The sequence below is a fragment of the Curvibacter fontanus genome (assembly GCF_054780335.1).
Genome location: NZ_BAAGWN010000007.1, coordinates 1 through 24,606 on the forward strand (window position 1 = coordinate 1; position 24,606 = coordinate 24,606).

General features: G+C 66.7%; 30 protein-coding genes and 1 pseudogene. 12 read left to right on the forward strand and 19 right to left on the reverse strand.

The window, feature by feature from the left end; all coding sequences use genetic code 11:
- Window positions 1-108: 108 nt before the first annotated feature.
- Window positions 109-924, reverse strand: coding sequence for an ice-binding family protein (locus ACYVH8_RS04045; RefSeq protein ID WP_460487602.1), 816 nt, complete (start codon window positions 922-924; stop codon window positions 109-111).
- 302 nt (window positions 925-1,226) lie between these two features.
- Here ACYVH8_RS04045 and ACYVH8_RS04050 point away from each other — a divergent pair, with 302 nt between their 5' ends.
- A complete protein-coding gene (locus tag ACYVH8_RS04050; protein WP_460487603.1) occupies window positions 1,227-1,478 on the forward strand; it encodes a hypothetical protein in 252 nt (83 codons plus the stop codon).
- 230 nt (window positions 1,479-1,708) lie between these two features.
- Here the strand turns inward: ACYVH8_RS04050 and gspF are convergent, their stop codons facing one another.
- The 8 genes from gspF to ACYVH8_RS04090 form a co-directional block, all read right to left on the reverse strand.
- A complete protein-coding gene (gspF, locus tag ACYVH8_RS04055) occupies window positions 1,709-2,941 on the reverse strand; it encodes a type II secretion system inner membrane protein GspF (protein WP_460487604.1) in 1,233 nt (410 codons plus the stop codon).
- A 26-nt stretch (window positions 2,942-2,967) separates the two neighbouring features.
- Window positions 2,968-4,356 carry a GspE/PulE family protein gene (locus ACYVH8_RS04060; protein WP_460487605.1) on the reverse strand — a complete coding sequence of 463 codons (1,389 nt, stop codon included), beginning with the start codon at window positions 4,354-4,356 and terminating at the stop codon, window positions 2,968-2,970.
- A 9-nt stretch (window positions 4,357-4,365) separates the two neighbouring features.
- Window positions 4,366-6,432, reverse strand: coding sequence for a type II secretion system secretin GspD (gene gspD, locus ACYVH8_RS04065; protein WP_460487606.1), 2,067 nt, complete (start codon window positions 6,430-6,432; stop codon window positions 4,366-4,368).
- 4 nt (window positions 6,433-6,436) lie between these two features.
- A complete protein-coding gene (gene gspN / locus ACYVH8_RS04070) occupies window positions 6,437-7,228 on the reverse strand; it encodes a type II secretion system protein N (RefSeq protein WP_460487607.1) in 792 nt (263 codons plus the stop codon).
- Window positions 7,229-7,233: 5 nt separating this feature from the next.
- A complete protein-coding gene (gspM, locus tag ACYVH8_RS04075; protein WP_460487608.1) occupies window positions 7,234-7,740 on the reverse strand; it encodes a type II secretion system protein GspM in 507 nt (168 codons plus the stop codon).
- A complete protein-coding gene (gene gspL, locus ACYVH8_RS04080; protein WP_460487609.1) occupies window positions 7,737-8,975 on the reverse strand; it encodes a type II secretion system protein GspL in 1,239 nt (412 codons plus the stop codon). The genes gspM and gspL overlap by 4 nt, the downstream gene beginning before the upstream one ends.
- Window positions 8,976-9,031: 56 nt before the next feature.
- Window positions 9,032-9,610, reverse strand: a complete 579-nt coding sequence (locus tag ACYVH8_RS04085) for a BON domain-containing protein (RefSeq protein WP_460487610.1) — start codon at window positions 9,608-9,610, stop codon at window positions 9,032-9,034.
- A 273-nt stretch (window positions 9,611-9,883) separates the two neighbouring features.
- A complete protein-coding gene (locus ACYVH8_RS04090; protein WP_460487611.1) occupies window positions 9,884-10,345 on the reverse strand; it encodes a type II secretion system protein N in 462 nt (153 codons plus the stop codon).
- A gap of 42 nt (window positions 10,346-10,387) precedes the next feature.
- On the opposite strand from ACYVH8_RS04090, the gene gspG reads away from it, so the two are divergent.
- From gspG to gspK, 5 genes are read left to right on the forward strand one after another with little or no spacing between them, the layout of a single operon-like run.
- The gene (gspG, locus tag ACYVH8_RS04095; RefSeq protein ID WP_460487612.1) at window positions 10,388-10,831 is read left to right on the forward strand and encodes a type II secretion system major pseudopilin GspG; all 444 of its coding nucleotides are present in this window, start codon (window positions 10,388-10,390) and stop codon (window positions 10,829-10,831) included.
- Window positions 10,812-11,285 (forward strand): prepilin-type N-terminal cleavage/methylation domain-containing protein, encoded by a 474-nt coding sequence (locus ACYVH8_RS04100; RefSeq protein ID WP_460487613.1) that lies wholly within the window; start codon window positions 10,812-10,814, stop codon window positions 11,283-11,285. Before gspG ends, ACYVH8_RS04100 begins: the two co-directional genes overlap by 20 nt.
- Entirely contained in the window at window positions 11,285-11,653 is a 369-nt protein-coding gene (gspI, locus tag ACYVH8_RS04105; RefSeq protein WP_460487614.1) for a type II secretion system minor pseudopilin GspI, read from the forward strand. The genes ACYVH8_RS04100 and gspI overlap by 1 nt, the downstream gene beginning before the upstream one ends.
- Window positions 11,653-12,363 (forward strand): PulJ/GspJ family protein, encoded by a 711-nt coding sequence (locus tag ACYVH8_RS04110; protein WP_460487615.1) that lies wholly within the window; start codon window positions 11,653-11,655, stop codon window positions 12,361-12,363. Before gspI ends, ACYVH8_RS04110 begins: the two co-directional genes overlap by 1 nt.
- Window positions 12,360-13,331, forward strand: coding sequence for a type II secretion system minor pseudopilin GspK (gene gspK / locus ACYVH8_RS04115; protein WP_460487616.1), 972 nt, complete (start codon window positions 12,360-12,362; stop codon window positions 13,329-13,331). The genes ACYVH8_RS04110 and gspK overlap by 4 nt, the downstream gene beginning before the upstream one ends.
- 52 nt (window positions 13,332-13,383) lie before the next feature.
- Here gspK and ACYVH8_RS04120 read toward each other — a convergent pair whose 3' ends face one another.
- From ACYVH8_RS04120 to ACYVH8_RS04155, 8 genes are all read right to left on the reverse strand, one after another.
- The gene (locus ACYVH8_RS04120) at window positions 13,384-14,544 is read right to left on the reverse strand and encodes an outer membrane beta-barrel protein (protein ID WP_460487617.1); all 1,161 of its coding nucleotides are present in this window, start codon (window positions 14,542-14,544) and stop codon (window positions 13,384-13,386) included.
- Window positions 14,545-14,599: 55 nt separating this feature from the next.
- A complete protein-coding gene (locus tag ACYVH8_RS04125; protein ID WP_460487618.1) occupies window positions 14,600-15,949 on the reverse strand; it encodes an ice-binding family protein in 1,350 nt (449 codons plus the stop codon).
- Between the two features lie 227 nt (window positions 15,950-16,176).
- Complete coding sequence (locus ACYVH8_RS04130) at window positions 16,177-16,335, reverse strand: DUF3309 family protein (RefSeq protein ID WP_460487619.1); 159 nt, start codon at window positions 16,333-16,335, stop codon at window positions 16,177-16,179.
- Window positions 16,336-16,449: 114 nt separating this feature from the next.
- Complete coding sequence (locus ACYVH8_RS04135) at window positions 16,450-17,142, reverse strand: Crp/Fnr family transcriptional regulator (RefSeq protein ID WP_460487620.1); 693 nt, start codon at window positions 17,140-17,142, stop codon at window positions 16,450-16,452.
- 184 nt (window positions 17,143-17,326) lie between these two features.
- Window positions 17,327-18,001, reverse strand: a complete 675-nt coding sequence (locus ACYVH8_RS04140) for a Crp/Fnr family transcriptional regulator (protein ID WP_460487738.1) — start codon at window positions 17,999-18,001, stop codon at window positions 17,327-17,329.
- Window positions 18,002-18,178: 177 nt separating this feature from the next.
- A complete protein-coding gene (locus tag ACYVH8_RS04145; RefSeq protein WP_460487621.1) occupies window positions 18,179-18,406 on the reverse strand; it encodes a CsbD family protein in 228 nt (75 codons plus the stop codon).
- 49 nt (window positions 18,407-18,455) lie between these two features.
- Window positions 18,456-18,776 carry a BON domain-containing protein gene (locus tag ACYVH8_RS04150; protein WP_460487622.1) on the reverse strand — a complete coding sequence of 107 codons (321 nt, stop codon included), beginning with the start codon at window positions 18,774-18,776 and terminating at the stop codon, window positions 18,456-18,458.
- Window positions 18,777-18,828: 52 nt separating this feature from the next.
- The gene (locus ACYVH8_RS04155) at window positions 18,829-19,383 is read right to left on the reverse strand and encodes a ferritin-like domain-containing protein (protein WP_460487623.1); all 555 of its coding nucleotides are present in this window, start codon (window positions 19,381-19,383) and stop codon (window positions 18,829-18,831) included.
- Window positions 19,384-19,614: 231 nt separating this feature from the next.
- On the opposite strand from ACYVH8_RS04155, the gene ACYVH8_RS04160 reads away from it, so the two are divergent.
- Both ACYVH8_RS04160 and ACYVH8_RS04165 read left to right on the forward strand, forming a co-directional pair.
- Window positions 19,615-20,019 (forward strand): DUF4398 domain-containing protein, encoded by a 405-nt coding sequence (locus ACYVH8_RS04160; RefSeq protein ID WP_460487624.1) that lies wholly within the window; start codon window positions 19,615-19,617, stop codon window positions 20,017-20,019.
- A gap of 21 nt (window positions 20,020-20,040) precedes the next feature.
- Window positions 20,041-20,931, forward strand: coding sequence for an OmpA family protein (locus tag ACYVH8_RS04165; RefSeq protein WP_460487625.1), 891 nt, complete (start codon window positions 20,041-20,043; stop codon window positions 20,929-20,931).
- Window positions 20,932-21,012: 81 nt separating this feature from the next.
- On the opposite strand, the pseudogene ACYVH8_RS04170 reads toward ACYVH8_RS04165, so the two are convergent.
- Window positions 21,013-21,746: pseudogene (locus ACYVH8_RS04170) on the reverse strand (Crp/Fnr family transcriptional regulator).
- A 540-nt stretch (window positions 21,747-22,286) separates the two neighbouring features.
- On the opposite strand from ACYVH8_RS04170, the gene ACYVH8_RS04175 reads away from it, so the two are divergent.
- The 4 genes from ACYVH8_RS04175 (at window position 22,287) to ACYVH8_RS04190 (ending at window position 23,953) form a co-directional block, all read left to right on the forward strand.
- A complete protein-coding gene (locus ACYVH8_RS04175; protein WP_460487626.1) occupies window positions 22,287-22,868 on the forward strand; it encodes an outer membrane beta-barrel protein in 582 nt (193 codons plus the stop codon).
- Window positions 22,869-22,931: 63 nt separating this feature from the next.
- On the forward strand, window positions 22,932-23,246 hold the full coding sequence (locus ACYVH8_RS04180) for an ElaB/YgaM/YqjD family protein (RefSeq protein ID WP_460487627.1): 315 nt from the start codon (window positions 22,932-22,934) through the stop codon (window positions 23,244-23,246).
- Between the two features lie 9 nt (window positions 23,247-23,255).
- Complete coding sequence (locus ACYVH8_RS04185; protein ID WP_460487628.1) at window positions 23,256-23,642, forward strand: phage holin family protein; 387 nt, start codon at window positions 23,256-23,258, stop codon at window positions 23,640-23,642.
- Window positions 23,643-23,644: 2 nt separating this feature from the next.
- The gene (locus tag ACYVH8_RS04190) at window positions 23,645-23,953 is read left to right on the forward strand and encodes a YqjK family protein (protein ID WP_460487629.1); all 309 of its coding nucleotides are present in this window, start codon (window positions 23,645-23,647) and stop codon (window positions 23,951-23,953) included.
- A gap of 29 nt (window positions 23,954-23,982) precedes the next feature.
- Here the strand turns inward: ACYVH8_RS04190 and ACYVH8_RS04195 are convergent, their stop codons facing one another.
- On the reverse strand, window positions 23,983-24,606 hold the full coding sequence (locus tag ACYVH8_RS04195; protein ID WP_460487630.1) for a Crp/Fnr family transcriptional regulator: 624 nt from the start codon (window positions 24,604-24,606) through the stop codon (window positions 23,983-23,985).

A 24,606-nucleotide genomic window follows, 5' to 3' on the forward strand; every position in this document is an offset into this window, starting at 1 on the left:
ATGAATAGTGCTGCGGGCCAGGCACGCGGGGCAGCGCAAAAAAGGCCACGCCCGTGAAACACGGACGTGGCCTGCCGCTTGTGCTTGCGCTTGTGGCGCCAGTACGGTTTACTGCGGCACGGTCACCCTCGCGAAGGTGTCCAGCCCCGCGCCTGCCGCGCGCGAGAACAGACGCCCTTCCACCAAGGTCGGTTCCAGGCTGGTGCCGCCCAGAACCTGCACGGCGGCGCCATTGGCAATGACGGTGCCCTTGAAGGTGGAGCTCACGCCCAGCGTGGCCGCGCTGCCGGCCATCCACCACACATTCTTGGCCTGCGCACCACCGGCCAGCACCACCGCGCTGCGGGTGCCGGTGGTGATGGCGGCGCCGGTCTGGAAGATGAAGACCGCATCCGGATTGCCTTTCGCATCCAGGGTGATGGTGAAGTTGCTGCCTACCCCGATCGGGCTGGCGGTGCGATAGAGACCTGGTGCATACACAGGTCCGTTGGTCACGCCAGCGCAGGCGGCCTGCGCATTGGCAAGTTCGCCATCGACGATGGCACACGCATTAGTGGCGCGGTTGGCCGCGTCCACATAGGCGGCGCCAAAAGCAGCTTGCGCGTCGATGGCCGCCTGGTCGCCGTTGTGCACCACGCCGTTCAGAACCGTGACGCCGACCACGCAGTTGTTGCAGGCACCGGCCGGGTTCAAACCGACATCGCCTGTGACCGAGGAGTCCACGGCGAGCGTGACAGCTGCATTGCTGGCAAAGACGCCGTAGGTGGCCGCCGCCCCCAGGGTGGGAGAGGCGCCTGCCGGTCCGGCGCCAGATGTGGCACTGCCGCTCGAGCTGCTCCCGCCGCAGCCGGCCAGCACGGCGGCGGCCAAGAGGGCCGTGAGCCAGAGGCGGGCGGGCAGGTTGGCATGGTTGGATCTGTTCATTTTCTTCCCCTGGTGGGTTGAACCGGAAAGTCCCGGTAGACGGCGCGGTGGCATCCCGGGCTTGCTTGTCCAGGGTGCGTCCGGATGAACTGGGAACAAACCATTCATCGATAGCCCACTGTGCACCGTTTGCAAATGTTGATCTGTGCGCTGTCAAACATATCGCAACGACAGGCATGGCTTTCTTCGCGTCTGTGGTCCGGCAGACAGAGGAAATCCGCAGCATGCGGAAAGATAGACGGGACGCCATGCCATGGCGTTCACCTTGAAATTCTCTTCTCTCTCCAACCGAAAGCTCGACCATGAAACTCACACCCTATCAGACCCACGACACCCCCTCCGTACAGACGGTACAACAGCACCACGTGCAGGCCGCCGATCAACTCGAACAGGCCGCTCGGTGCCACAATGCCGCGGCCCGGCTGATAAGTGCGGGCGATCACAGGGGTGCGCAGGTCCATGCTGAAAGAGCCAAGGCCCATACCGCTCTGGCCAGCGAGCATGTGATCCAGGCCAACAAGAGGGGGGTGGGCCCGACCCAAGTCCCCGCCTGAGGTCCCGCCTGCCCCATGCCCTCAGCCCGGCTGGCGGCATGGCGTCATCGAAAAAAAGAGGGGCGTGAAAACGCTCCTCTTTTTTGTGCGTCGACGATCGACGCGGCAGGGTCCTTGCGATGCTCAGCGATCGACGAACTCGACCGCAGGGCATCCATCTTGCACAGGGATGGCTGTTCACACATCTCTCCTGATCCGGGGCGGATGAACAAGCTGCTGAAACATCGCGCCTAACGCACCCACTGGTTGAGCTGGATGATGGGCAAGAGCACCGCCAGCACGATCAGCATCACGACAGCCCCCATGGTCACGATCAGCAGCGGCTCCAGCAAGGTGGCCAGGTGCATGGCACGGCGCTGCACTTCGGTGCTGAGCTGCCGGGCGGCCCGCCCCAGCATCAGCGGCAACTGGCCGGTCTGCTCACCCAGACGGGCGAACATGGCCAGCAGGCCGGGAAAACGCTTTTTGCGCGCCAGCGCCGTGGCCAGTGGCGCGCCCTCGCGCACCAGCACGATGGCCTCCATCGCATCGGCCCGCATCGCATGGTTGTTCAGCGTGCCGGCTGCCGCCAGCAGCGCCTTGAGAATGGGTACCCCGGCCGCGGTAAGCATCGCCAGCGTGTTGGCAAAACGTGCCGCGTTGTAGCCGCGCGCCAGCCGGCCGATCAGCGGCAATTCGAGCCAGGCCGCATCGAAGGCCTGGCGGAACACCGCCTGGCTCAACAGGTACCGCAGGCCCAGCGCCAACCCTACCAGCAGCAATAGCGCAAGCCAGCCATAACTGCGCACCGCGCTGCTCAGCGCCAGCATGGCCAGTGTGAGCCAGGGCAGCGTGCGGTGGCTGCCGGCAAAGACCGTGGCCACCTGCGGCACCACATAACTCACCAGGAAGAGCACGATCGCGATGGCCACCAGCGTCACGATGAAGGGGTAGAGCGCTGCGCCGATCAGCCGTGAGCGCAAGGTCATGCGCTCTTCCAGATCGTCGGCCAGGCGCTCCAGTACCAGGTCCAGATGGCCGCTCTGCTCGCCGGCGCCGATGACGGCGGTGTAGATGGCGGAGAACTCCCGCGGATGCTGGCCCAGAGCCTTGGCGAAGGTCGCCCCCCCGTTGACCTCGGCGCGCAAGGTGGCCACCAGCCGGCCCTGGGCCGGGTCTTCGGCCTCCTCGCCCAGGGAGGCCAGGGCGCGCTCCAGCGGCAGGCCGGCCGCTACCAATCCGGCGAGCTGGCGCGTCCAGATCGCCAGCTGGGTGGCGCTGAAGACGCGGCCTGCGAAGAGCGCGCGCCGCGCAGGTTGGCCCGGCTGCTGCGCTGCCGATGCGCCCTGCACGGGCTCGACGCGCAAGGGCACCAGCGTCTGCGTGCGCAGCAGGCTGCGTGCGGACTTGGCGCTGTCGGCCTCCATCTGGCCCTTGCGGGTATGGCCCAATGCGTCGAGCGCTTCAAAAAAATAGGCAGCCATGGGTGTGTGACCTAGACGAGGGCGATTCAGTCCCGCGTCACGCGCACGAGCTCGGCGCGCGAGGTGATGCCGCCTTGCACCAGGCGCTCGCCGTCGTCACGCATCAGTACCATGCCGCTGCGCAGCGCCGCTGCGCGGATGTCGGCCTCCGAGGCGCGGTTGTGGATCTGCGCGCGGATGGCGTCGTCGGTCACCAGCAACTCGAACACCCCGGTGCGGCCCTGGTAGCCGGTCTGCCCGCAGTCCGCGCAGCCCTCGCCGCGGCAGGCTGTGCACAGCTTGCGCACCAGGCGCTGCGCCAGCACCCCGAGCAGGCTGGAACTCAGCAGGAAAGGCTCAATGCCCATGTCGATCAGGCGCGTCACCGCGCTGGCGGCATCGTTGGTGTGCAGGGTGGCCAGCACCAGGTGGCCCGTGAGCGAGGCCTGGATGGCAATCTGCGCAGTCTCGAAATCGCGGATCTCGCCGATCATGATGACGTCCGGGTCCTGCCGCAGGATGGCGCGCAGCGCCTTGGCGAAGCTCAGGTCGATCCTGGCGTTGACCTGGGTCTGCCCGATGCCCGGCAGCTCGTACTCGATCGGGTCTTCCACCGTCATGATATTGCAGGCCCCCGCGTCCAGGCGGCTCAGGGCCGCATACAGCGTGGTGGTCTTGCCCGAACCGGTCGGGCCGGTGACGAGGATGATGCCGTGCGGCTGCGCGATCAGCTGCTGCAGGCGCTCCAACGCCCCGCCCTGCAGGCCCACGGCCTCCAGGCTCAGGCGGTTCTCGCCCTTGTCCAGCAGACGCAGCACGGCGCGCTCGCCGTGCGCGCTGGGCAGGGTGCTGACGCGCACGTCCATGGCGCGGGTGCCGATGCGCAGGCTGATGCGGCCATCCTGCGGCAGGCGCTTTTCGGAGATGTCGAGCTCGGCCATGATCTTCAGGCGCGAAATCAGGGCCGCGTGCAGGGCTCGGTTGGGCTGCACCACCTCGCGCAGCGTGCCGTCGACGCGAAAGCGCACGCTGGAGTGGCGCTCGTAGGGTTCGATGTGGATGTCGCTGGCGCCGTCGCGCGCGGCCTGCGTGAGCAAGGCGTTGAGCATGCGGATGATGGGCGCGTCGTCCGAGGTCTCCAGCAGGTCCTCCACGGCCGGCAGCTCCTGCATCATGCGTTGCAGGTCGGCGTGGTTCTCCACCTCTCCCACGATGGTGGCGGCGCTCGATTCACCGAGCGCATAGGCCTCGCTGATGCGCTGCATCAGCGCCTGCGGCGCCTGCAGGGTCACCTGCTGCACCGCATGCCGGCGCATCACCTCGCCGATGCCGCCGCTGGGCGAATCGGGGTGCAGGAACAGCGTGAGCTGCGAACCGTCCTCCTGCAACAGCAGCAGCTGGTTGCGGGCAAAGGCGTAGGGCAAGGGGTAGCGCATGGCAACACCTCAGCGCAATGGCGCGGGAGCGGCCTGCGATTCCCCGGGGTAGGCGTCCGGGTCGTCGCGCGGAGGCAGCACCGGGCTGGCCTGATTCGGCAACACGGCGCTTGCGGCGGGCTGCGCCGCCTGCTGCGCGGCGCGCATCTGCTCATAACGCCCCATGGAGAGGGACTCGGCGGCAGCGGCGTCACGGATCACCACCGGGCGCAGGAAGACCATGAGATTGGTCTTCTTGCGCGCGCGCGTCTCGCTCCTGAACAGGGCACCGATGAGCGGCAGATCGGCCAGGCCCGGCACCCGATCCTGGTTGCCGGCGTATTCGTCCTGGAGCAGGCCGCCGAGTACCACGATGGCGCCGTCGTCGACCAGCACATTCGATTCGATGGAGCGTTTGTTCGTGATCAAGCCGCTGGGCGAATTCAGCGAGCTGGCCTGCACGCTGGAGACCTCCTGGAAGATCGCCAGCTTGATGGTGCCGTTCTCGCTGATCTGCGGCTTCACGCGCAGGGTCAAGCCGACGTCCTTGCGCTCGATGGTCTGGAAGGGATTGACGGTACCGCTCGCGCCGACATTGTTGTTGGTGTACTGGCCGGTGACGAAGGGCACGTTCTGCCCGATCACGATCTTGGCCTCTTCGTTGTCCAGGGTCAGCAGGTTAGGCGTGGACAGGATGTTGCCGTCGCCGTTCTGCTCCAGGAAGCGGGCCAGGAAACCCAGCACGTAGACGCCGTTGTGCTGCTGCGCCACGCCGACGTTGAGGCCCCGGCTGGGCATCACGCCACCGGTGGCAGCCTGGGTGGCCAGGGTGATGATGTTGCTGCCGCCGGCGCCGAAATTGGTACCGATCAGGCCGATGCTGGAGTCGCCGGCGCGCCCGATCGGGCCCTGCCACTGGATGCCGAACTCGGCTGCCTTGTCCGCGTTGACCTCGGCGATCAGGCTTTCCACGAAGACCTGGGCGCGACGCGCGTCGAGCTTGTCGATCACCGCGCGCAGTTGCCGGTACTGTGGCTCCGGCGCGGTGATGATCAGCGAATTGGTGGCCAGATCCGCCTGCACCTGCCCGCCCGTCGCCACACTCGCCTGCGTGGACAGCGGAGAGCCGGCGGGCGCGGCCGACGTGGCACTGGGGGTCGGCGCGCGCACCTCGCCGGCCAGCACTGCGCGCAGGGTCACGGCCAGCTTGCCGGCGTCCGCGTTGCGCAGATAGACCACATAGATGTTGCCGCTGCCGCCATCCTCCTGCTGCGTGGGCTGGTCCAGCTTGTCCACCAGGGCCTTGACCAATTGCACGCGTGCCGGGTTCGCGGCGCGCACGATCAGCGCGTTGCTGCGCGGCTCGGCCAGCACCACGGTCTTGTACAGGGTATCGACCTGACCCTGGCCGGTGGCCGCCACGGTGCCCGGTTCGAGCAGGCGCGTGACCAGCGGCGCCAGGTCGGTGGCGGTGGCGTGGCGCAGCACGATCATCTCGACCTGCGCGGCGCCGGCCACGTCGTTGGCCGCGATGATACGGCCCAGGCGCTGCAGGTTGTCGGCGTAGTCCGTGATGATGAGCGCGTTGGTGCCAGGGTTGACGTTGATCGTGTTGTTGGGGCTGATCAGCGGGCGCAGCACCGGCACCAGGTTGGCGGCCAGTTCATGGTTGAGCCGGAAGATCTGCGTCACGATCTGGTTGCCCGCCGGCGCCACCGGCCCGGCTGCCACCACGCTGCCCTGCAGCTTGGCTTCGGACTCGGGCACCACCTTGTAAAGCCCGGCCGATTCGACCACGGTGTATCCCTGCAGGCGCAAGGTGGCGAGAAACTGGTTGTAGGCCGCCATGGGCGGCAGGGGCACGTCGCTGCTCAGGTTCATGGTGCCCTTGACGCGCGGATCCACCACCAGTTGCCTCCCGGTGATGCTGGCCATGGCGCGCGCCACGGCCTCGATCTCGGCGTTGACGAAGTTCAGCGTGACCGGCGCATCGCGCCCCGCTGCGGGCTGCTGGGCGTGCAGCAGCATGGCGGGCCCACCCAGCCACAGGACCAGGACCAGCACACGGCAGAGACGAAAGACAGGGATGTGATACATGGCCTCAGCCAGCTTTCAGGATGGAACGTGGACCCTCGCGGCGTCCGATGATGTTGAGCAGGTTGGCCAGCTCGGCCTCATGGGCCGGCAGGGCACTGGCCACACCGTCGAAGTGCAGCTGCGAGCCCGTCCAGTGGCCCTGGCCGCTGAGCTGCAGACTGCCGCTCAGCGTTTCCAGTTGCAGGCGTGGGCGGGCGCCGCCATCGAGCGTGACGCGGTAGCTGCCCATGGGCTTGAGCGTGGACAGTGGCGAGTGCAGATCGCGGGCCTCCATCTGCAGCTCACCGTCCACCTGCAGTGGGCCGCCAGCCCACACGGCGCGCAGGCCCCGGCTGCGCAATTGCAACACGCCCTCGAGCTGCACCGTGTTCCAGGGGGTGCCCAGGCCGCTTAAAAGCGCCATGGGCCAGGTCGACTCGCTGTCGTCGACGATGAACTGCAGGCGACGGCCCTGCGGCAGCACGCGCAAGCTCAGGGCCTGCGGCATGCAGCAGTCGGCCTGCAAGGCCATGGTCAGGTGGTCCCAGGCCGCCTGCACACGCCATTGCACCCGGCCCGGCAGGCGCGTGGCGCCCAGGCTGCCCTGCGGGCCGGTCAACACCAGCTCGGCCGAGCCGGTCCAGACCGTGCCCTGCACCTGCCGCAGCTGCAGATGCCCGTCGCTGAACTGCTCCAGTCCCGCCGCGAGCCAGCGGGCCGGCGCCAGCAGCAGCAGAGCCGCGCCGACACCGAAGCACGCGCCCGCGCAGGCCCAAAGCCAGAGACCGCGAGCCGATCGGGTAGGGGGGGCTGTCATGGTGCTCATCCTGCGTCCGGGTCCGGCAGGGGCAGGCGGTAGACCAACACACCGTCCCAGACGGCTGCCGGTCCCTGCCCCTGGCGCGTCAGCCGCGCCTCCACCGCCTCCATGCCGGTCTGCACGCGTGACTCGACCAGCCAGTCCGCCAGCACGCCCGAGGGCACCTGCGTGAGCGTGAGCGTGAGCTGCGCCCCTGTCACACGCAGCTGCACGCCGGGCCCCAGGCTCTTGAGCGTGCCTGCCAGCGCCTGCACCCGCGCCGCAGGACTGGCGCGAGGCTGCGCCCGCAGTTGCACGAGAGTGGTTTGCAGGCGCTGCATTTTTTCCAGCTGACGGTCCAGCACCTGATGCCGGCGCGGCGCGTCCTGCACGGTGCGCCAGGCCGGTGCCAGCAGCAGGAACCCGAGCACGAGCGCGCCCGCCACAAAGACGACCCCACGCAGACGGTTCTTGTCCTGCAGCGCCAGGGCGTGCCAGCGATCCGGCAGCAGAGCATGCAGCGCTGTCATGGCTGGCCCTGCGGCTGGATCACCAGCAGATCGCGCTGCGCACGGGCCAGCCAGCCCTGTGCGGCCAGGCGGCTGGAGAGGGCGGCCACGACTTCGGGCGCGAGCGGCGGGCCTTGCAGGCGGAGTTCACCATCGCTCAGCTCGATGGCTGTCGGCGGCGTGTAGCCCGGGGCGGCCTCGGCGATCGTCATGAAGAGATCCACCAGGCCTGGCCCGCTGGCGAGCCCGGCCGCTTCCTGCAGCAACGCCACGGCGCGCTCCATCTGCCGCGGCGGATCGACGACCACGCTGACCTCGGGCAGGGCGCGGGTGAACATTGCATGTATCCATTGCCTTTTTTCATCCAGCAGGTCCTGTTCCTTCCAGGCCAGGACATTGAGCCCCAGGACCTGTGTCGTCAGCAGCAGGACCAGGCCCCAGCGCAGCGGGCGCCATTGCGGCGCCTGGAGCAGGCTGGCGCCAAGCAGCGCCAGTTCCTTGAGGACCCGATGGCCGCGTGTCGCACTGAAATCGAACTGGGCCAGGTTCCACGGCGAGTGCAGGGTGTGCAGCAGGCGCTGGCCACGTGTCTGCGCACGCACCGGTCGCCCCAGGACCTGCTCGGCCAGCGCGGCGACAGCGGGCTCCGCGTTAATCTCGACCGGCCCGGCCTGCTGCACCCAGGCTGCTGCAGCCGCTCCCAGGGGCAGCAGCGTCACGCCTTGCGGCGTGCACAGCACCAGCTGGGCCGGCGCCCCGTCGGCCGTCACATCGGCCGTGGGCACGCTGTCACCCCCCTGGAGCGGCGCGAACTCGGGAACGATGCGCAGGATGCGCTGCGGCAGCACCTCCAGCGCGCGCAGGGCCTCGATCAGCCAGGCCCGCTGGCAAACCGCCACCCAGACCGGCGCATCCCGTGTAGCACCGGGAAAGACCGCGAAATGCAATTGATCGGGTTCGTCGAGAAGCAACTCTTCCAGCAGGCCGACCAGCACCGCGCGCAAACGCGGCTGGCCCGCGAGCCGGCCGCGCAGGGAGCGAGCCATGGTGCCCGGCAAGGTGACCTGGTGCCAGGACATGGCACGTGCCGGCACGACCGCCACCACCGCGTTGCTGCGCCCCGGGCTGGCAGGCAGCAGGGCGGCCGGCGCATGGCCCTGGGCCGACAGGCTACTGCCGTCCGGCGACAGCACATAGTCGTATCCCGTGGCGGAGGTCGCCGCGGGGAACGCAAGGGTGACGATCAAGGTGGACATGTGGCGGCCCGGCCCCCGTCGCACCGCCATGACCGCACGGTGCAGGAGGCGCTCCCTTATTTCTTGAGCGTCATTTCGTTGGTGACGCTTTGCACGCCTTCGACACTGCGCACGATCGCGAGGACGCGATTGACCTGGTCGGCGCTGTCGATGAAGCCGCTGAGCTGGACCTCACCCTTGCGCGTCACGACGGCGATGTCAAAGCTCTTGACTTCCGGAACGGCAAACAGCGCCGACTTCACGCGTGTCGTGATGACGCTGTCGTCAACCGCATCGCCGAGGGTCGTCTGGCCTTCCTTCAGGGTCATGCCGTTCTCGACCCCCTTGACGCCTTCGACCTGGCGCACCACGGCGATGGCCTTGTCCATGCGTTCACGCGTATCGACGAAGCCGCTGAGCTGGACCTGGCCTTTGCGCGTCTCGACCTTGATGTCGAAACTCTTGACGTCATGGTCGGCCAGCAAGGCGGACTTGACGCGCGTGGTGACGACGCTGTCGTCGATCTGCGTTCCCACCGTGGTGCCACTCACAGGAGTGCTCACCGCATCCTCGCGCCGGTCGCATCCCACGACCCAGAGGGAAAGTGCGAAAACCAGCGCAAGGCCTGGCAGGCCGGGGTGGATGTGGAATTTCATGGCGGCTTTCGTGAGGATGGAATGACATCGAAGGCCAACGCTGTTGCAGCATCGCTTCGTCACAGCCTCACTATCGGACATCTGCGTCGCACAATCTGTACGGTATCGCACATACCCCGTCACCGCTTGTCGCTACGCTGATCCCATGTTGCCCGGCCCCGCCTCTGCGAAGCCGGTCGTGACCCAGGGTCCTGAGTGCCGCGGTGTGATGTCCTCTTGCGCCGGCTCAGCGTCTGCCGACAGGAGCATATTGATGAAGCGACCAGACCACCATCACCGCACGGGGAGTTTCATCTCCAGAGCCAGATCGACCGGCGCCTGCACATCGGCGGCCAGCAGGGCACGCCGCGGTGCCACCGCCTTGAGCACCAGGCCATCTGCGACAGCGCTGCCCACCGCATACGCACGGGCCGGCTTGCCATCCACCGAAATCAGGGCCACACCGCTGCCAGCCGCATTGGCCACCACCCCCGAGAGCACAAGGCGCGCCGCCAGGCCGGCCGGTGCCACGTCCAGCGCACGGCTACCGGCGCCCAGGACCTGCGCCAGCAGCCTGCGCTGTTCGGCCGGCGACACCAACTCGGCGGCGGCCCGGGGCACCTCCTGTGCAGCGCCAGCGTGCGGCTGCGTCACAGGCCAGCGCAGCACCCAGTACACCGCGCTGAAAGCGAGCAGCGCCGCCAGGCCGAAAGCCGTTAGGCGAGGCCACCAGAGGTTCGACGTGTTGGATTCCATGCGGACCATTATCACGTCGTCCCTCTTCAATGGGAAGCCCTCATGCTGATGAACGGTACCCATCCTGTGGCCAGTCATCACCGGCGGGGCTTCACACTGATCGAGCTGATGGTGGTGCTCGCCATCATCGGCGTGCTGGCCGCGTTGATCGTGCCCAATGTGCTGGACCGTGCCGCCGATGCGCGTGTGACGGCGGCGCGCACCGACATCGGCAACCTGGTGCAGGCGCTCAAGCTCTACAGGCTGGACAACCAGCGCTACCCGAGCGCAGCACAGGGCTTGTCGGCGCTGGTGGTCAAACCCGGCACGCCGCCGCCGGCCTTCAACTGGCGACCCTATCTGGACAAGCTGCCCAACGACCCCTGGGGCCAGCCTTACCAGTACCTCAACCCGGGCCTGCAGGGTGAGATCGATGTGCTCTCGTTCGGCGCTGATGGCAAGCCTGGCGGCGAGGGAAGGGACGCCGATGTGGGCAGTTGGCAATAGACAGGGATACGCCCCGGCACGACGCCCGCGGGGCCTGACCCTGCTGGAGCTGCTGGTCGTGGTGGCCATCATTGCGATGGCCACCGTCAGCGTCGCCATGAGCATGCGCGACAACTCGCAGGTGCAACTCGAACGCGAAGCGCAGCGGCTGGCCGCCCTGCTGGAATCGGCGCGCAGCATCTCGCGTGCGCACGGCGTGCCGGTGCGCTGGCAAGCCACGGCGCTAGGCTTCCGTTTCGAAGGGCTGCCCGGCAGCGCGCTGCCCGAACACTGGCTCGATGCCGACACCGCGGTCAGCGGCCACGCTGCGCTGAGCCTGGGGCCTGAGCCGCTGATCGAGCGCCAGAGCGTCACCTTGGTTTCCCGGCGACAAGCCGGCCAGAGCTGGCGCATCCTCACCGACGGCTTGCGTCCCTTTGCCGTGGAACCCGCCCGGCTTGCCGCGGGAAGCTGATGGGCTGCCGTCACCGCAAGGCCAGGGGCTTCACCCTGATCGAGGTGCTGGTGGCGCTGGCCATCGTCGCGCTGGCGCTGCTGACGGGTTTGCGTGCCATGGCCGCCCTGAGCCAACTGGCCCAGCGCCAGTCCGATGTGATGCTGGCGCAGCTCTGCGCCGAGAACGCGCTGATCCGCCTGCGCCTGGCGCGCCAGATGCCCGGCACCGGCGACGAGCAGTTCGCCTGCGAGCAGGGGGGGCAGCAGTTTGAGGTGCAGTTGTCGACACGTCCCACCCCCAATCCCAATTTCCTTCGCGTCGAGGCCCGGATCGACAAGCAGGGTGTCCCCATGCTGCAGCTCATCACCGTGCTGGGGCGTTACTGATGCGCCGCCGACACGCCACCGGTTTCACGCTGGTCGAACTGCTGGTGGCCCTCTCGATCATGGCCCTGATGACCGTGCTGAGCTGGCGCGGTCTCGACGGCATGTGGCGCGTGCAGAATCAGACCCGCGAACGTTCCGACGAACTGCTGGCGCTGCAGACCGGATTGGCGCAGTGGAGCGCCGACCTGGATGCCCTGGCCAACCTGCCCGTAGCGCAAGCAGCCTTGGTCGATGCGCCCCGGCCGCTGGACTGGAACGGCCAGGTTCTGCGCATGACGCGTTACAGCGCGGCCCCGGCGCCATCGGGCTGGCGGGTGGTGGCCTGGACCCGGCGTGAGCAGGCCGGCGCCGGTCACTGGCTGCGCTGGCAGTCGGCCGTGCTGCGCACCCAAGGGGAATGGCAGACGGCCTGGGAACAGGCCGGGCGCTGGGCTCAGAGTCCGGGTGACGAAGAAAGAAAAAACGAGGTGCTCATCACACCGCTGACCCGCTGGCAGATCTACTTCTACCGGGACAACAGCTGGAGCCACCCTTTGTCCAGCGCGACCGCCATCACCGGCGCCGCCGGAGCCAACCCGGCGATACCTGCACCAGGCAGCACCCTCCCCGATGGCGTGCGCCTTGTGCTGAGCCTGCCCCCCGGCCCGTCGGTGACGGGGGATGTCACGCGCGACTGGCTGCGTCCGACCCTGGCGGGCAATAAATCATGAGACGACGTCCAACACAACAAGGCGCGGCTCTGCTCACGGCCATGCTGACCGTCACGCTGGTGGCGACTTATGCGGCCGCATCGCTGTGGCAGCAATCGCGCGGCCTGGAGGTGGAAGCCGCCGAGCGCGCGCGCTCGCAACAGGCCTGGGTGCTCATTGGTGCGCTGGACTGGGCCCGGCTCATCCTGCGGGAAGACGCACGCAGCGGCTCGATCGATCACCTGTCCGAACCCTGGGCGCTGCCGCTGCAGGAGTCGCGCCTCTCCAGCTTCCTGTCGCTCGACAGCGGCGAGGCGGAACAGGCGGACGAGGTCTATCTCTCGGGGCAGATCAGCGATCTGCAGGCGCGCCTGAACGTCAACAACCTGGTGCTTGGCAGACAGATCTCGGAAGCGGACCTGCAGGCCTGGCGCCGGCTGTATGTCCAGCTGAACCTGCCCGAAGCCGAACTGAGCGCCTTCGCCGCCAATCTGCTGCGCGCCAGTGACACGGAGCACGCCGCGGCCGCGTCGCCCCTGCCGGCACAACGTGTCGAGCATCTGGTCTGGCTGGGCCTGTCCGCTCGCAGCCTCGCCATCCTCAAGCCCTACATCACGCTGCTGCCCGTGCGCACGGCGGTGAACCTGAACACTGCCAGTGCCGAAGTCATCCATGCCAGCCTGCCGCGCCTGGACATGACTCAGGCCCGGCGTCTGGTCGAGCTGCGCGGCACGGCGGCCTTTCGCAGCGTGGCCGATGCCCTGCGCGAGACCGGCCAACCCTCCGACCGATTGCCGGTCGGCGCGTTAGGGGTCGCCTCACGCTACTTCGAGATCCAGGGTCGCCTGCGCCTGGGCTCGACAACGGTGCGCGAACTCAGTCTGGTGGAACGCCAGGAGCAGGAGGTCCGCGTGCTGTGGCGTCAACGCGAAGTCATCGAAGCAACGGCGTCGACCCTGGTGAGGACCGACGCCGTGCCGATGCGTTAGGACCTGTTCACACCCATCTCTCAAGTGCGAACAAAGGCCTTAGGCCCTGGTTTTAGCGCGTGCCGTTCACCTCGATGTCGACGCGGCGATCCGGCTGCAGACAATAGATCATCTTGGCCGTGGCGCGCTCGCCTACGCAATCGCTCGGCACAGTACGGTGATCCGATTCGCCGGCACCGGTGGCCACGATCTTGCTGGCCGGAACGGCACCGCTCACGATCAGGTAGTTTTTGACCGTTTCGGCGCGACGCTCCGAGAGCTTCATGTTGTAGGACTCGGTGCCGAAGCGGTCGGTGTTGCCGATGACGGTGATGCGCTCGTACTGCAGGCCTTTGAGGTCTCTCGCAAAGCCGTCCAGCGTGCGCTTGCCGGAGGCGCTCAGGCTCACCTTGTCGAAGTCGAAGTCGTTGTCCACGGCGATCACCACACGCTTGAGAACGCGCGGCGGCGGTACAGGAACGGGCACCGGGGCTGCTACCGGTTGAGGCTGGGCGGCCACGGCCACCGGTGCCGGCGCGGGTGCAGGTGGCGCGGGCTCCTGCTGTTTTCCGCCGAAGCGGAACAGGAGGCCGACGGTGAGCAGATCGATATCCCCCCGGTTGCCCACCGCGTCGTTGATGCGGTAACGCTCGGCCTCAAGGCGTAGTGCCAAGGCCTGGGTCAGTTCGTACTGGAGCCCGAGCCCGACCTTGTAGCTACCCTCGCGCTTGCTGGGGCTGGGGTCTGCCACCGTGACGGCTCCGGTGCTGCTGAACCGGTCCACCGTGTCCACATAGGTCAGGCCCGCGCGGCCGATGGCGGAAAACCGCTCGGTGAAGGGCAGCCGGCCGACGACATCCATGTTCAGGCCCTTGAGCCGGATATCACCGCGCAGCGTCCCCGCAGGCGTCGTGGTCGCGTTGAAACTGAAACGCCCCAGGTCGAAGTAACCGCCCTCGACCGAGAAATGGGGGCCGAACTGGTAACCGCCGTACAGCTTGTAACCGATGTCGTTGTTATCCTCTTCGAGGGCTGTTGTCGTCAGGCCAGCACCGAGCAGGGTGCTGGTGATGCTTGTGCCATCGATGTTCGATCGTGTCGGGCCCACGCCCAAACCACCGTACCAGCCTGGCGCCGGCATCGGTGCCTGCGCCTGCGCCATGGCAAGCGGACTGACGGCGAGGACTAAGGTCAGCAGGCTGTATCGGCCCGTAGCTCTTGCAAGTTTCATCATGTTCTCCAGTGAGATGGGTGGGGGGCGTGGCAGGCGGGTTCAATGCAGGCACGCATCAGGTGCAACCGGGAGGCGCACTGGAATGGCCCGGCACGGACACCACATTGCTGTCGAAGATGAAGGCACCGCTGGCGGTCACGGCACCGGCCAGCAAGCGGCCGCAGGAGGTGGCGTTGGTGCCCAGGGAGATGGTGGTGTCGGCCAGGATGTTGCCCTTGAAGTCGGCGTAGGTCCCCACCGTGGCGCTGCTACCGACCTGCCACCAGACGTTGGAGGCCTTGGCGCCATTGGTCAGTACGATCTGACTGCCCGGCACGCCCGGAGCGCCCGCGGCAGTGGTCAGCGTCGAAGGCGCCTGGAAGACGAAGCGGGCGTTGGCGTCGCCCCCACCGTCCAGCGTGAGCACACCCGTCACGCCGATCGACGAGGAGGTGGCCGAGATGTAGACGCCCGGCCGCAGCGTGGCATTGCCGGCACAGCCGACGCCGGCACCAGCACCGCCACCGGTGCCGATGGTCCCGCAGCCCAGCACGGTGGCGCCGGGCAGGTTGGCCGGCGTCAGGCTGGTGTAGGTGGCATTCAGGTCCGACTTGATCGCGCCGGAAGTCACGCCGGCATCCGGGAACAGCGGGCTGCTCACGGTGCCGGTCAAGGTGGGCGCGAAGCCGCCGCAGGCCCCGAAGTCCCCGGCTGCGCCGATGGACGCGGCATTGCAGGTCGCGGTCGGGTCCAGCACGGCATCGCCGTTGAGGTGTGTCAGGGGCAGGGTCGCCGTGTTGCTGACCCCGGCGGCCGAGGCGATCGCCAGTGGTGTGGCCAGGCCAAGGTTGACGGGTCCGACACCGGAGGAGGCCGGAGTGGACGTCTTGAAGTTCCAGGCATAGCTGCAGGCCGGCGGCACACCGCCGGCTGCGGTCTGGACGCCAACGGTGATCACGGCCGTGTAGGACGTATCGGGCAGCAGTGCGGCACTGGTGGTCAGTGTGGCCACGCGGGTGGAGCTGTTGTAGGTCACCGAGGCTGGCGTCAGCGCCATGCCGCCCACCGGCGTGAGCGTGAACGTGGTCGCGTTGATCGTGCCCGCGTTCATGGGCAGGCTGAAGGTCGCCGTCACCCGCTTGCCGCCGCCGGCCACACCGGTGGTGCTGGTCGGCACGAACTGGTTCCCGTTGGTGGGGTCCGAGGCGGTGACCGTGGGGATGGTCGGACCTGCACCCTGCGTACAGGTCGCGCCCGGAAGGATGGCCCCCGGAGGAGCACCGGGAATGCCGCCCCCCCCGATCCCGCCACTGCCAAAAATGGAGTCGCGCCCGCCGTCACCACCGCCGCAGGCGGCCAAGAGGATGGCCAGCACGGGCGCGAGGAGCCAATGGGTCGCGCGATAATTACCGTCAAGTATCTTCATGAACTCACCTCTTAGTCTGATCTCAACAAGCATCGAAGTCAGCAGACCCTGCGTTGACGCAGGTTCCGCTGACGTTGCGCACCCGCTTGTATGTGCGGTGCATTACATCGTCAGTGTTGGCCAGCGCAGCCGCGGGGTCTGTTCGCTGCCACACAAAGATGCGGCGATATGTGCGCTTGAATACAGATGTGTGCCAAGGTGGGTGCGCCACGCAGTTCTACGGAAGTTCAGATCCGCCCCATGAGCAGAAACACCAGGATCACCAGCACGACAACGCTCAGGACCGTGCTGGGCATATAGCCCCAGCTCCGGCTGTGCGGCCAGGTGGGGATGACGCCGATCAGCATCAGGATCAGGATGATCAGCAGGATGGTGCCGAGACTCATGGTGTGTACTCCAGGTGGTTGACGGCCCCAGCCTAGACACCCGCGCGCAAACCTTCGGTGCGCTTGCGCACACAGGCGCGATGCGCTCCCTGAATCCAACACCCCGGCCGGGGTTCAGGGCAGCAGCCTGTCGTAGACCGCGGCATCCTCGGCGTAGCAGCTGCAGGCGGCGGCCTCCAGACCGGGGCGATCCAGCACCGACATGAACCCGTGGCGGTACTCGATCAGCCCGTCACGCTGCAGGCTGCCAGCGGCCTTGGTGATGCCGACACGGCGCACGCCGAGCAGATAGGCCATGAACTCATGCGTCATGTGAAAGCTGTCGGCATGCGAGCGATCCTGGCTCATGAGCAGCCAGCGCGCCAGTCGCGGATTGACCTGGTGGAAATGCACGCAAACCGCCAGTTGGCCCAGCTGCAGAAATCGCACGTGCAGATAACGCTTCAGCACCCGCTGCAAGGGCAGGCTCTCGCGCAGCTGCCGCAGAAAGAGACTGCTCTTCATCCTCCAAGCCCTGCCAGGTCCCTGCACCAACGCGTGAAAAGGCGCCGCCCGCTCGCCGAGCAGCAGTTGCTCACCCAGCATGCCCTCGCTGCCCACCATGCCGATCTCCAGGCTGGGCATGCCTTCATTGAGGGCGACAAAGGAGAAGAAACAGTCGACCGGGAAGTAGACGTGGCGTATCGGTTCGCCGGACTCGCAAAGCACCTCCGCGAGTTTCATCTCGACCGACTGGCATTCGGCCAGAAGATGGGCCCGATCCTTACGCGGCAGGGATTGAAGCAGATGGTTTCCGGAGCTTGTCATGCTGACTTTCGTGAGGTTGAAAACCCGGCGAGGGTCATCGACACGCGCACCGTCGAACGCCCCATCCAAGACCCTGGCTCAGCAGCACAGTTTGCAGGCCGATCTGGCGGGTGACTGTCTTGCAGCACACATAGGCCGGCGATTTATGGCGCCTGCCTTCGGGCGGGCAGCGCCCTGCGGACCGTCAGATCGCCACCACGGAGGGCAGCAGACGGTCGTATTCCTTCTTGACGACGCTGTAGCACTCGCAGACGACCTGCTCCAACCCGGGGCGGTCCAGCACCTCGATATGACCGCGTGAGTAGCGGATCAGGCCTGCCTGCTGCAGCTTGTTGGCGTTTTCGGTCACGCCCTCGCGCCGCACGCCCAGCATGTTGGAGATCAGCTCCTGGGTCATGCGCAGGTCGTTGCCCGGCAAGCGGTCCAGACTCATCAGCAGCCAGCGGCACAGCTGCTGCTGCACCGAGTGGTGCCGGTTGCAGACCGCAGTCTGGGAGATCTGGGTGATGAGCGCCTGGGCATAGCGCAGCAACAGATACATGACGGGCAGGGAACTACCGAACTCTTCCTTGATGACGTGGGCCCGGAGGCGAAAGCCCTGTCCCGCGCTCTGCACCACGGCCCGGCTCGGCGACGTCTCGCCGCCCAGGAACAGCGCAATGCCGACGATACCCTCGAAGCCTACGATGGCGATTTCGGCCGACGAGCCGTTCTCCGTCACGTACAGCAAGGAGACGATAGCCGAGGTCGGGAAGTACACATAACGCTGCGCGCTGCCAGACTCGAACAGCACCTGCCCAAGCTTCAGCTCCACAGGCTCAAGCTGCGGCAACCAGCGCTGCCATTCCTCCACGGGCAGAGCAGCCAGTAGCTGATTGCATCGCGGGTCATGCGGGTTCTTGATCAAGCGTTCACCTTCCCTGCTATCCTCAAACCTCAGACTCGGAGCCGAAACGGTTTACAGTATAGACAGGGTGTGGCGTTCACTCTGTGCGCTACAGCACATAAGAGTATGCAGGGAAACCAAGAGGCCGGCCTACTTTTTCCCCCTATCGATCCACGACTCGCTGGCCTTGCGTCGCCAGTCGGCCAGTTCCTTTTCCGCCACGTCCGAGGCGAGTCCATACTGTTCCTGGATTTTCCCGGCCAGTTGCTCGCGCCGGCCGGCGATCACGTCCAGATCGTCGTCGGTTAGTTTTCCCCATTGTTCCTTGACTTTGCCACTGAGTTGCTTCCAGTTGCCTTCAATACGATCCCAGTTCATATCAACTCCTTGCTGTGTGACAAAAATTTCTCTGCATGCCGACGAAAACTCAGGGCCGGACGACGATCTCGTTACGGACCGAGGTCACGCCTTTGACGCTGCGAGCAATGCTCTCTGCGGTGGACTTTTCTGTCGCATTCTTGGCGAAACCCGAGAGCTGGACAGTGCCATTCAGGGTTTCAACCCGGATGCTCGATGCATCGACCTGCTTGTTGTCGACAAAACGCGTCTTGATGGACGAGGTGATGGCCGAGTCGTCGATGTAAGCTCCGACCGTCTGCTGATCCCGGGTGACGGCACAACCGGAGGCCAGCAGCATAGCCAGAGTGGTCGCGACAATCTTGACAGCCACCGTGTTCTGATGTTTCATAAAAATTTCCTTCGATGATGAGATGAGAGATCTCGCAAGGCGTTGCCGGATCTCAGTTGACGAGCCAGGACATCAGCTCTTCGGCATGCTCGCGCTCTTCTTTCACGATGCCTTCCAGCATGTGACGTGTGGCGATGTCCTGCATGTCGATCTGCGACATGATTTCGTTGTACCTGAAGATGATCCGGCACTGCGAGCTCAGATTGGCCGAGATCATAGATGTGAGGTCCTTGTGGTGATCGTGGGTCGCACGCCCCATGCGCATCAGCAGACGGGGCGAATACTCCAGCTCGCCGCCCAGCTCGACGATATGGTGGGCCAGCCTGTATGCATGGGCCAGCTCCTCGTGCGCATGGAGCAGAAACTCGGCGCTCAGCAGGGGCTGCATGCAGGTGTCAGCCGAGAGGTGGTTGTAGCGCACCACGCACAACAGCTCCTTGATGAGTGAGTCCTTGAGCAGGCTGATGACCTGCTTGCGCCATGGCACACCCTCTGCCGCCTTGTGGGCGAGAGGCTGATTGCCCTGCCGGGGGAACAAGGCGGATTCCTGGCTGACGGCGGACAGGGCACCGACGACGGTTGATTCGAAACTGGCATGCATGTGCATCGCTTCCTTTCCTCGGAGGTCGACCGGCGTGATCGACCGAGGCCCGACCTTAAGGTGCAGGCCCGACGGGGTCAGTTCGCCAGCGCACATTTGGCACCGAGCGCAGCAAGGCAGCACCTGTGTTCGCTGGCGCACGGACCCGCCAGGGCATGGCCCGCATGCTGTGCCATCCCCCGATCCCCAGGGTGGGGACCCGCTCGATTCTTCTCCACATGCATGACAGGACCCACCATGAATCTTTTTTTGACGCCCAAGCCCACGACTCCCAAGCCGTGGCCCGGCCTGACCCTCTGGATGGCCGGCGCGGTGCTGCTGCTTGCCGCCTGCGCTTCGGGCCCACCGCCGCCGACCGCGCAGATGGCCGTTGCCGCGGCTGCGATCGACCAGGCCGTGAGCGCAGGCGCCGCGGAACTGGCACCGGCCGAGCTGGGGGCGGCCCGCGAGAAGCTGGACCGCGCCCGCGTGGCGATGAGTGCCCATGACCACTCGCAAGCCCTGATGCTGTCCGAGCAGGCACAGGCCGATGCCCAGCTGGCCGTGACCCGCACGCGCGCCGCCAAGGCAGAGAAGGCGGCTGCCGCATTGCAGGAAGACCATCGCATCCTGCGTGAAGAAATCCGGCGCAATCAACGTTGATCCCCACCCTCAAGGCTCCCTATGAAGCACCTCCTCTCCTTTCCCCTGGCTGCAATCGCCCTGGCCGGCCTGAGCGCCTGCAGCACGCTGCCACCCGACAAGACCCCGCTAGCCCTGGCCCGCAGCGAGCACCAAGCCGCTCGCGACAACCCGCAAACCGCGTCCCTGGCCGCCAGCGAACTGCAGCTTGCGGATACCGCCATGCAACGCGCCAACCAGGCCGAGGCGGCTCGCGAGCCTGAGGCCACCGTCAACCACCTGGCTTACCTGGCCGGCCAGCGCGCGACCATCGCGCAGGAGGTCGGTCGGCAAAAGGCGGCCGAGCAACGCGTGAACGAAGCCAATGCCGTGCGCGACCGCATCCAGCTCGAAGCCCGTACCCGCGAAGCGGATGCCGCCCGGCAACAGACCCTGGCGGCGCAGGACCAGACGCGGAATGCCCAGGACCAGGCGCGGACGGCAGAAGAGCAGACCCGGGCCGCCGATCTGCGCAACCGCGAACTCCAGGAACAAGTCAAGGAACTGAATGCCCAAGCCACACCGCGCGGCTGGGTCATTACCCTAGGCGATGTGCTGTTCGGCAGCGGCCAGGCCACCCTCAAAGCCGATAACCTGCGCAACGTCGACAAGCTGGCGGACTTCCTCCAGCGCTACCCGCAGCGTCATGTGCTGATCGAGGGTTACACCGACAGCACCGGCAGCGAGGCCGGCAACCTGGATCTCTCCAGTCGACGCAGCGAGGCGGTGCGCGCGGCCCTGGTCGACCAGGGTGTCAATCCCCAGCGCATCGCCACCCGCGGGTATGGTGAGTCCCATCCGGTCGCGGCCAACACCTCGGTCAGTGGCCGACAGCTGAACCGGCGCGTGGAGATCATCCTCTCCAACGACAGCCGTCCGATCCCCGCGCGTTGAGTCGAAGCCGCATGCGTTGAGGCCTGCAACCGGCAGGCCCCAAGCACCGCGCGCCAGGCCGGGGCCAGCGCCCCGGCCTACCTAGCCTCCCACCGGAGCGTGCAGCAGGCGGTCGTACTCCTTCTTGACCACGAGATAGCACTCGCAGACGCGCTGCTCCAGCCCCACGCGGTCCAGCACCTCGATGTGTCCACGTGCGTAGCGGATGAGGCCGACGCTCTGCAGCTTGTGCGCATGCTCGGTCACCCCTTCGCGGCGCACCCCCAGCATGCTGGAAATCTGCGCCTGCGTCACCTGGATGTGCTGGCCCGGCAGGCGGTCCAGCCGCATCAGCAGCCAACGGCAGAGCTGCTCGTCCAGACTGTGGTGGCGATTGCAGACCGCCGTCTGGGACACCTGTGTCATCAGGGCCTGCGCATAGCGCAGCAGCAGTCGCCGGCCGACCAGGGAGTTGCTGAACAGCTCCTTGAGCGCATGGGCCCGAAGGCGACAACCCCACCCGGCACTCTGGACCACCGCCTGGTTGGGTAAGCTCCCCCCCCCATGAACATTGAAACGCCGACGATGCCCTCCGAGCCGACGACCGCGCTTTCGGCGGATGATCCGTCCATCGTTACGTGCAGCAGCGAGACGATCGCCGTGGTGGGAAAGTAGATGTAAGGCTGGGCCCGGCCCGGCTCGTGCAGGACCTGGCCCAGCGGCATGTCGACCAGGTCCAGCTCGGACAGCCAGGGATGGCAGGTCTCCAGCGGCAAGGCCGCCAGCAGGTGATTGCGTGCACTCGGTGCAAGATTTGCAGGTGTGCCGCGCGGCATCGCCCCGGGAAATGATGTCTCCGTCCTTGGACTCAGCGTGATCATCGAACTTCCTCACCTTCCCTGCCGGCGCTCGAGCCCGCGATCTGTTTTTCCAATGGTTTGCTGTCCTGTCCGCCGGCAGATCCATTGCGGCCTGGAACGAGCATCCCGCGAAACAGCACGATAAGGGCATACCAATGGTGGTTCCTGTTCGCTACCGCACATTAGCCGCCTGCGATTAGCCGCCTGCGCGAGGGGCTCAACAGCACACCAACCCTCACCAGCGCGCCTGGCCCGGTTGAAAGCATGAGATGCCCGCTGCCTGCGCAAGCTGTCTGTGTCCTGGCGCACAGGCGTACGGACCGGGTCGAAAAACGACAGCAGAGGCCGGAAATGAAGGTTTGGTGCGTCTACAGGCCCTATGTGCGTCTGCGCACCGTCACGGGGCCCTCCCGGCCCTAAGGTCAGGCCTGCATGACAGCCGGGATGGCCCGGCTGTCATGCAGGCCCCGCGGGACATCCACCCGGACCATCGGCTGATCAACCCAAGGATTCACCATGAACCCAGCACGCATTCTTCTCTCCAGCCTGGCCCTGGCCTCACTGGCCCTGGCCACCGGTGCCTCGGCGCAGAACAGCGCCTACAACGCTGGCAACAGCTACCTCGGCGTGAACGTCGGTCGAACAGACTTCAAGCTCGACAACGGCACCGGCCTCTATGGCTCGGATCACCGCAACAGGGCGTACGGCATCGCCATGGGCAGCTATTTCCGCGACAGCAACCTGGGCATGGAGTTGGGCTACATCAACTTCGGCGATGTCGAGCGGGGCGGCGGCGGCACCAAGGCCCACGGCATCCATCTGAACCTGATCGGCCGCATGCCGATCGGCAGCTCCTTCAACCTTCTGGGCAAGGTGGGCGGGATCTATGCCCGCACCGATGTGTCCTCAGGGCCGGGCTCCGGCATCACCAGCGGCAACGAGAGCGGACTGGACTGGACCTATGGCGCGGGGTTGGAATTTGCCTTCGCCCGCCAGTGGTCTGCCGTGCTTCAGTACGACGACTACAACCTGAAGTTCGCCGGCGGCGACCGGAACCGGATCAACAACCTTTCACTGGGTGTGCGCTACCTCTACTGACCGAACCGCAGCCCCGTACAGACCATGGGTCGGATACCCTGACCCGCTTCAAGGAATATAGATATGCCTAAAACCATCGTCCCCAAAAAAGATGGATTGATCGATGATCTCCGGCAGGTGATCACCGATGCCGAAGAGTTGCTGCACGTGACGGCCGACGGGGCCAGCGACAGCGTCGCCGAGGTCCGTCGACGGATCCAGGGCCGCCTGCAGGCCGCACAGGTCGAGCTGGGCAAGCTGCAGGAGGCCACCCTCATTCGGGTCAAGGCGGCCGGCGATGCCACCGACGAGTTCGTGCATCAGAACCCCTGGGCGTCGATCGGCGTCAGCGCCGCCCTGGGGCTGATCCTGGGCCTGGTGATCGCCCGCCGTCACTGAGCGCGCGACATGAGCGACACCGGAAAGAGCCAGGGTCTGTTCGCCTCCGTACGTCAGTTGCTGGACACGGTGCTGGCGTCGGTGCAGAACCGGCTTGCCCTGATCAGCAACGAGATCGAGCAGGAAAAGCTGCGCCTCTTCGATGGCCTGCTCTGGGCCGGCCTGGCCTTGATGCTGCTGGGCCTGGCGGCGCTGCTGCTGGTGACATTCATCGTCGTGCTGTTCTGGGACAGCTACCGCCTGCAGGCGCTGGGCGGACTGAGCCTGCTGCTGCTGGGCGCCGGGGGCGGGCTGCTGTCCGTGGCCCACACGCGTCTACGTCAACCCGGGGGCCTGTTCAGCAGCAGCGTAGCCGAGCTCGGCCGCGATCGCCCCGGGCTGGGCGCTGGAGAGTAAGGATGCATCGCCGCCATCGCAAGGTGCTGCTGCGCCGACAGCAGCAACTTCTACTGCGCAGCGCCGCCTTGCGCATCACTCTGACGGCTCAGGGCCAGGTGCTCCGGTCGCCGCTGGCATGGGTCGATCGGCTGCGCGCCGGTGCGCTGTGGTTGGGCCGGCATCCGGTCTCGCTGCTGGCCGCCCTGGCACTGCTGGTCGGCTATGGTCCACGCCCGGTGCTGCACAGCCTACCGCGTTTGCTTGCCGTATCGCAGCTGATACCACGGGCTTGGCACTGGCTCGGCCGGCGCTCGCCCCGGCCCGCGTGACGCCACCGTCACCCGCCATGCCGGCGCCCTCAGCCTCCAGCAAGGCTGCGCAGACCGCCCGGGTCCAGCACATGGAGCACGCGCCCCTTGCCGCTGATCAGGCTGCGTTCGCGCAGATGCCGCAGCACGCGCGACAGCGTCTCGGGGGCGATGCCCAGTTGCGCGGCGATGAGGCGCTTGCGCTGTTCGAGCGGCACGGCCAGCGCGCCCTGCTCGCCGGGCTGCGCGTGGCGCAGCAGCCATTCGGCGCAGCGCGCCTCGGCGCCCTTGGCCAGGCGGCTCACGGCCAGTTCGGTCTGGCGCCGGTGCGCGCTGGCCACGTCCTGCAGCACGGTGCGTGCGGCGGCCGGCATGGCCGCCAGCGACTGCCGGAAACGCGCCAGGGGAATACGACGCAGCTGGACATCGGTTTCAGCCACGGCATCCACCGCGCTGGACAGGCCCAGCACCGCCCCCGTGACCTCCAGCCAGGAAGGGCCCTGGATCTCGCCGAGCTGGTGCGCGAGGCTCTGGTCCTCCAGCACCCCCAGCGCCACCCGGCCGGACTCCACATAGATCACGGCGGCTGGCGTGCTGCCGCGCTTGAGCAGCACCGTGCCGGCCGCAGCCTTGCGGCGTTCGGCACTCGAGGCCATGAATTCGGGTGGCAGCAT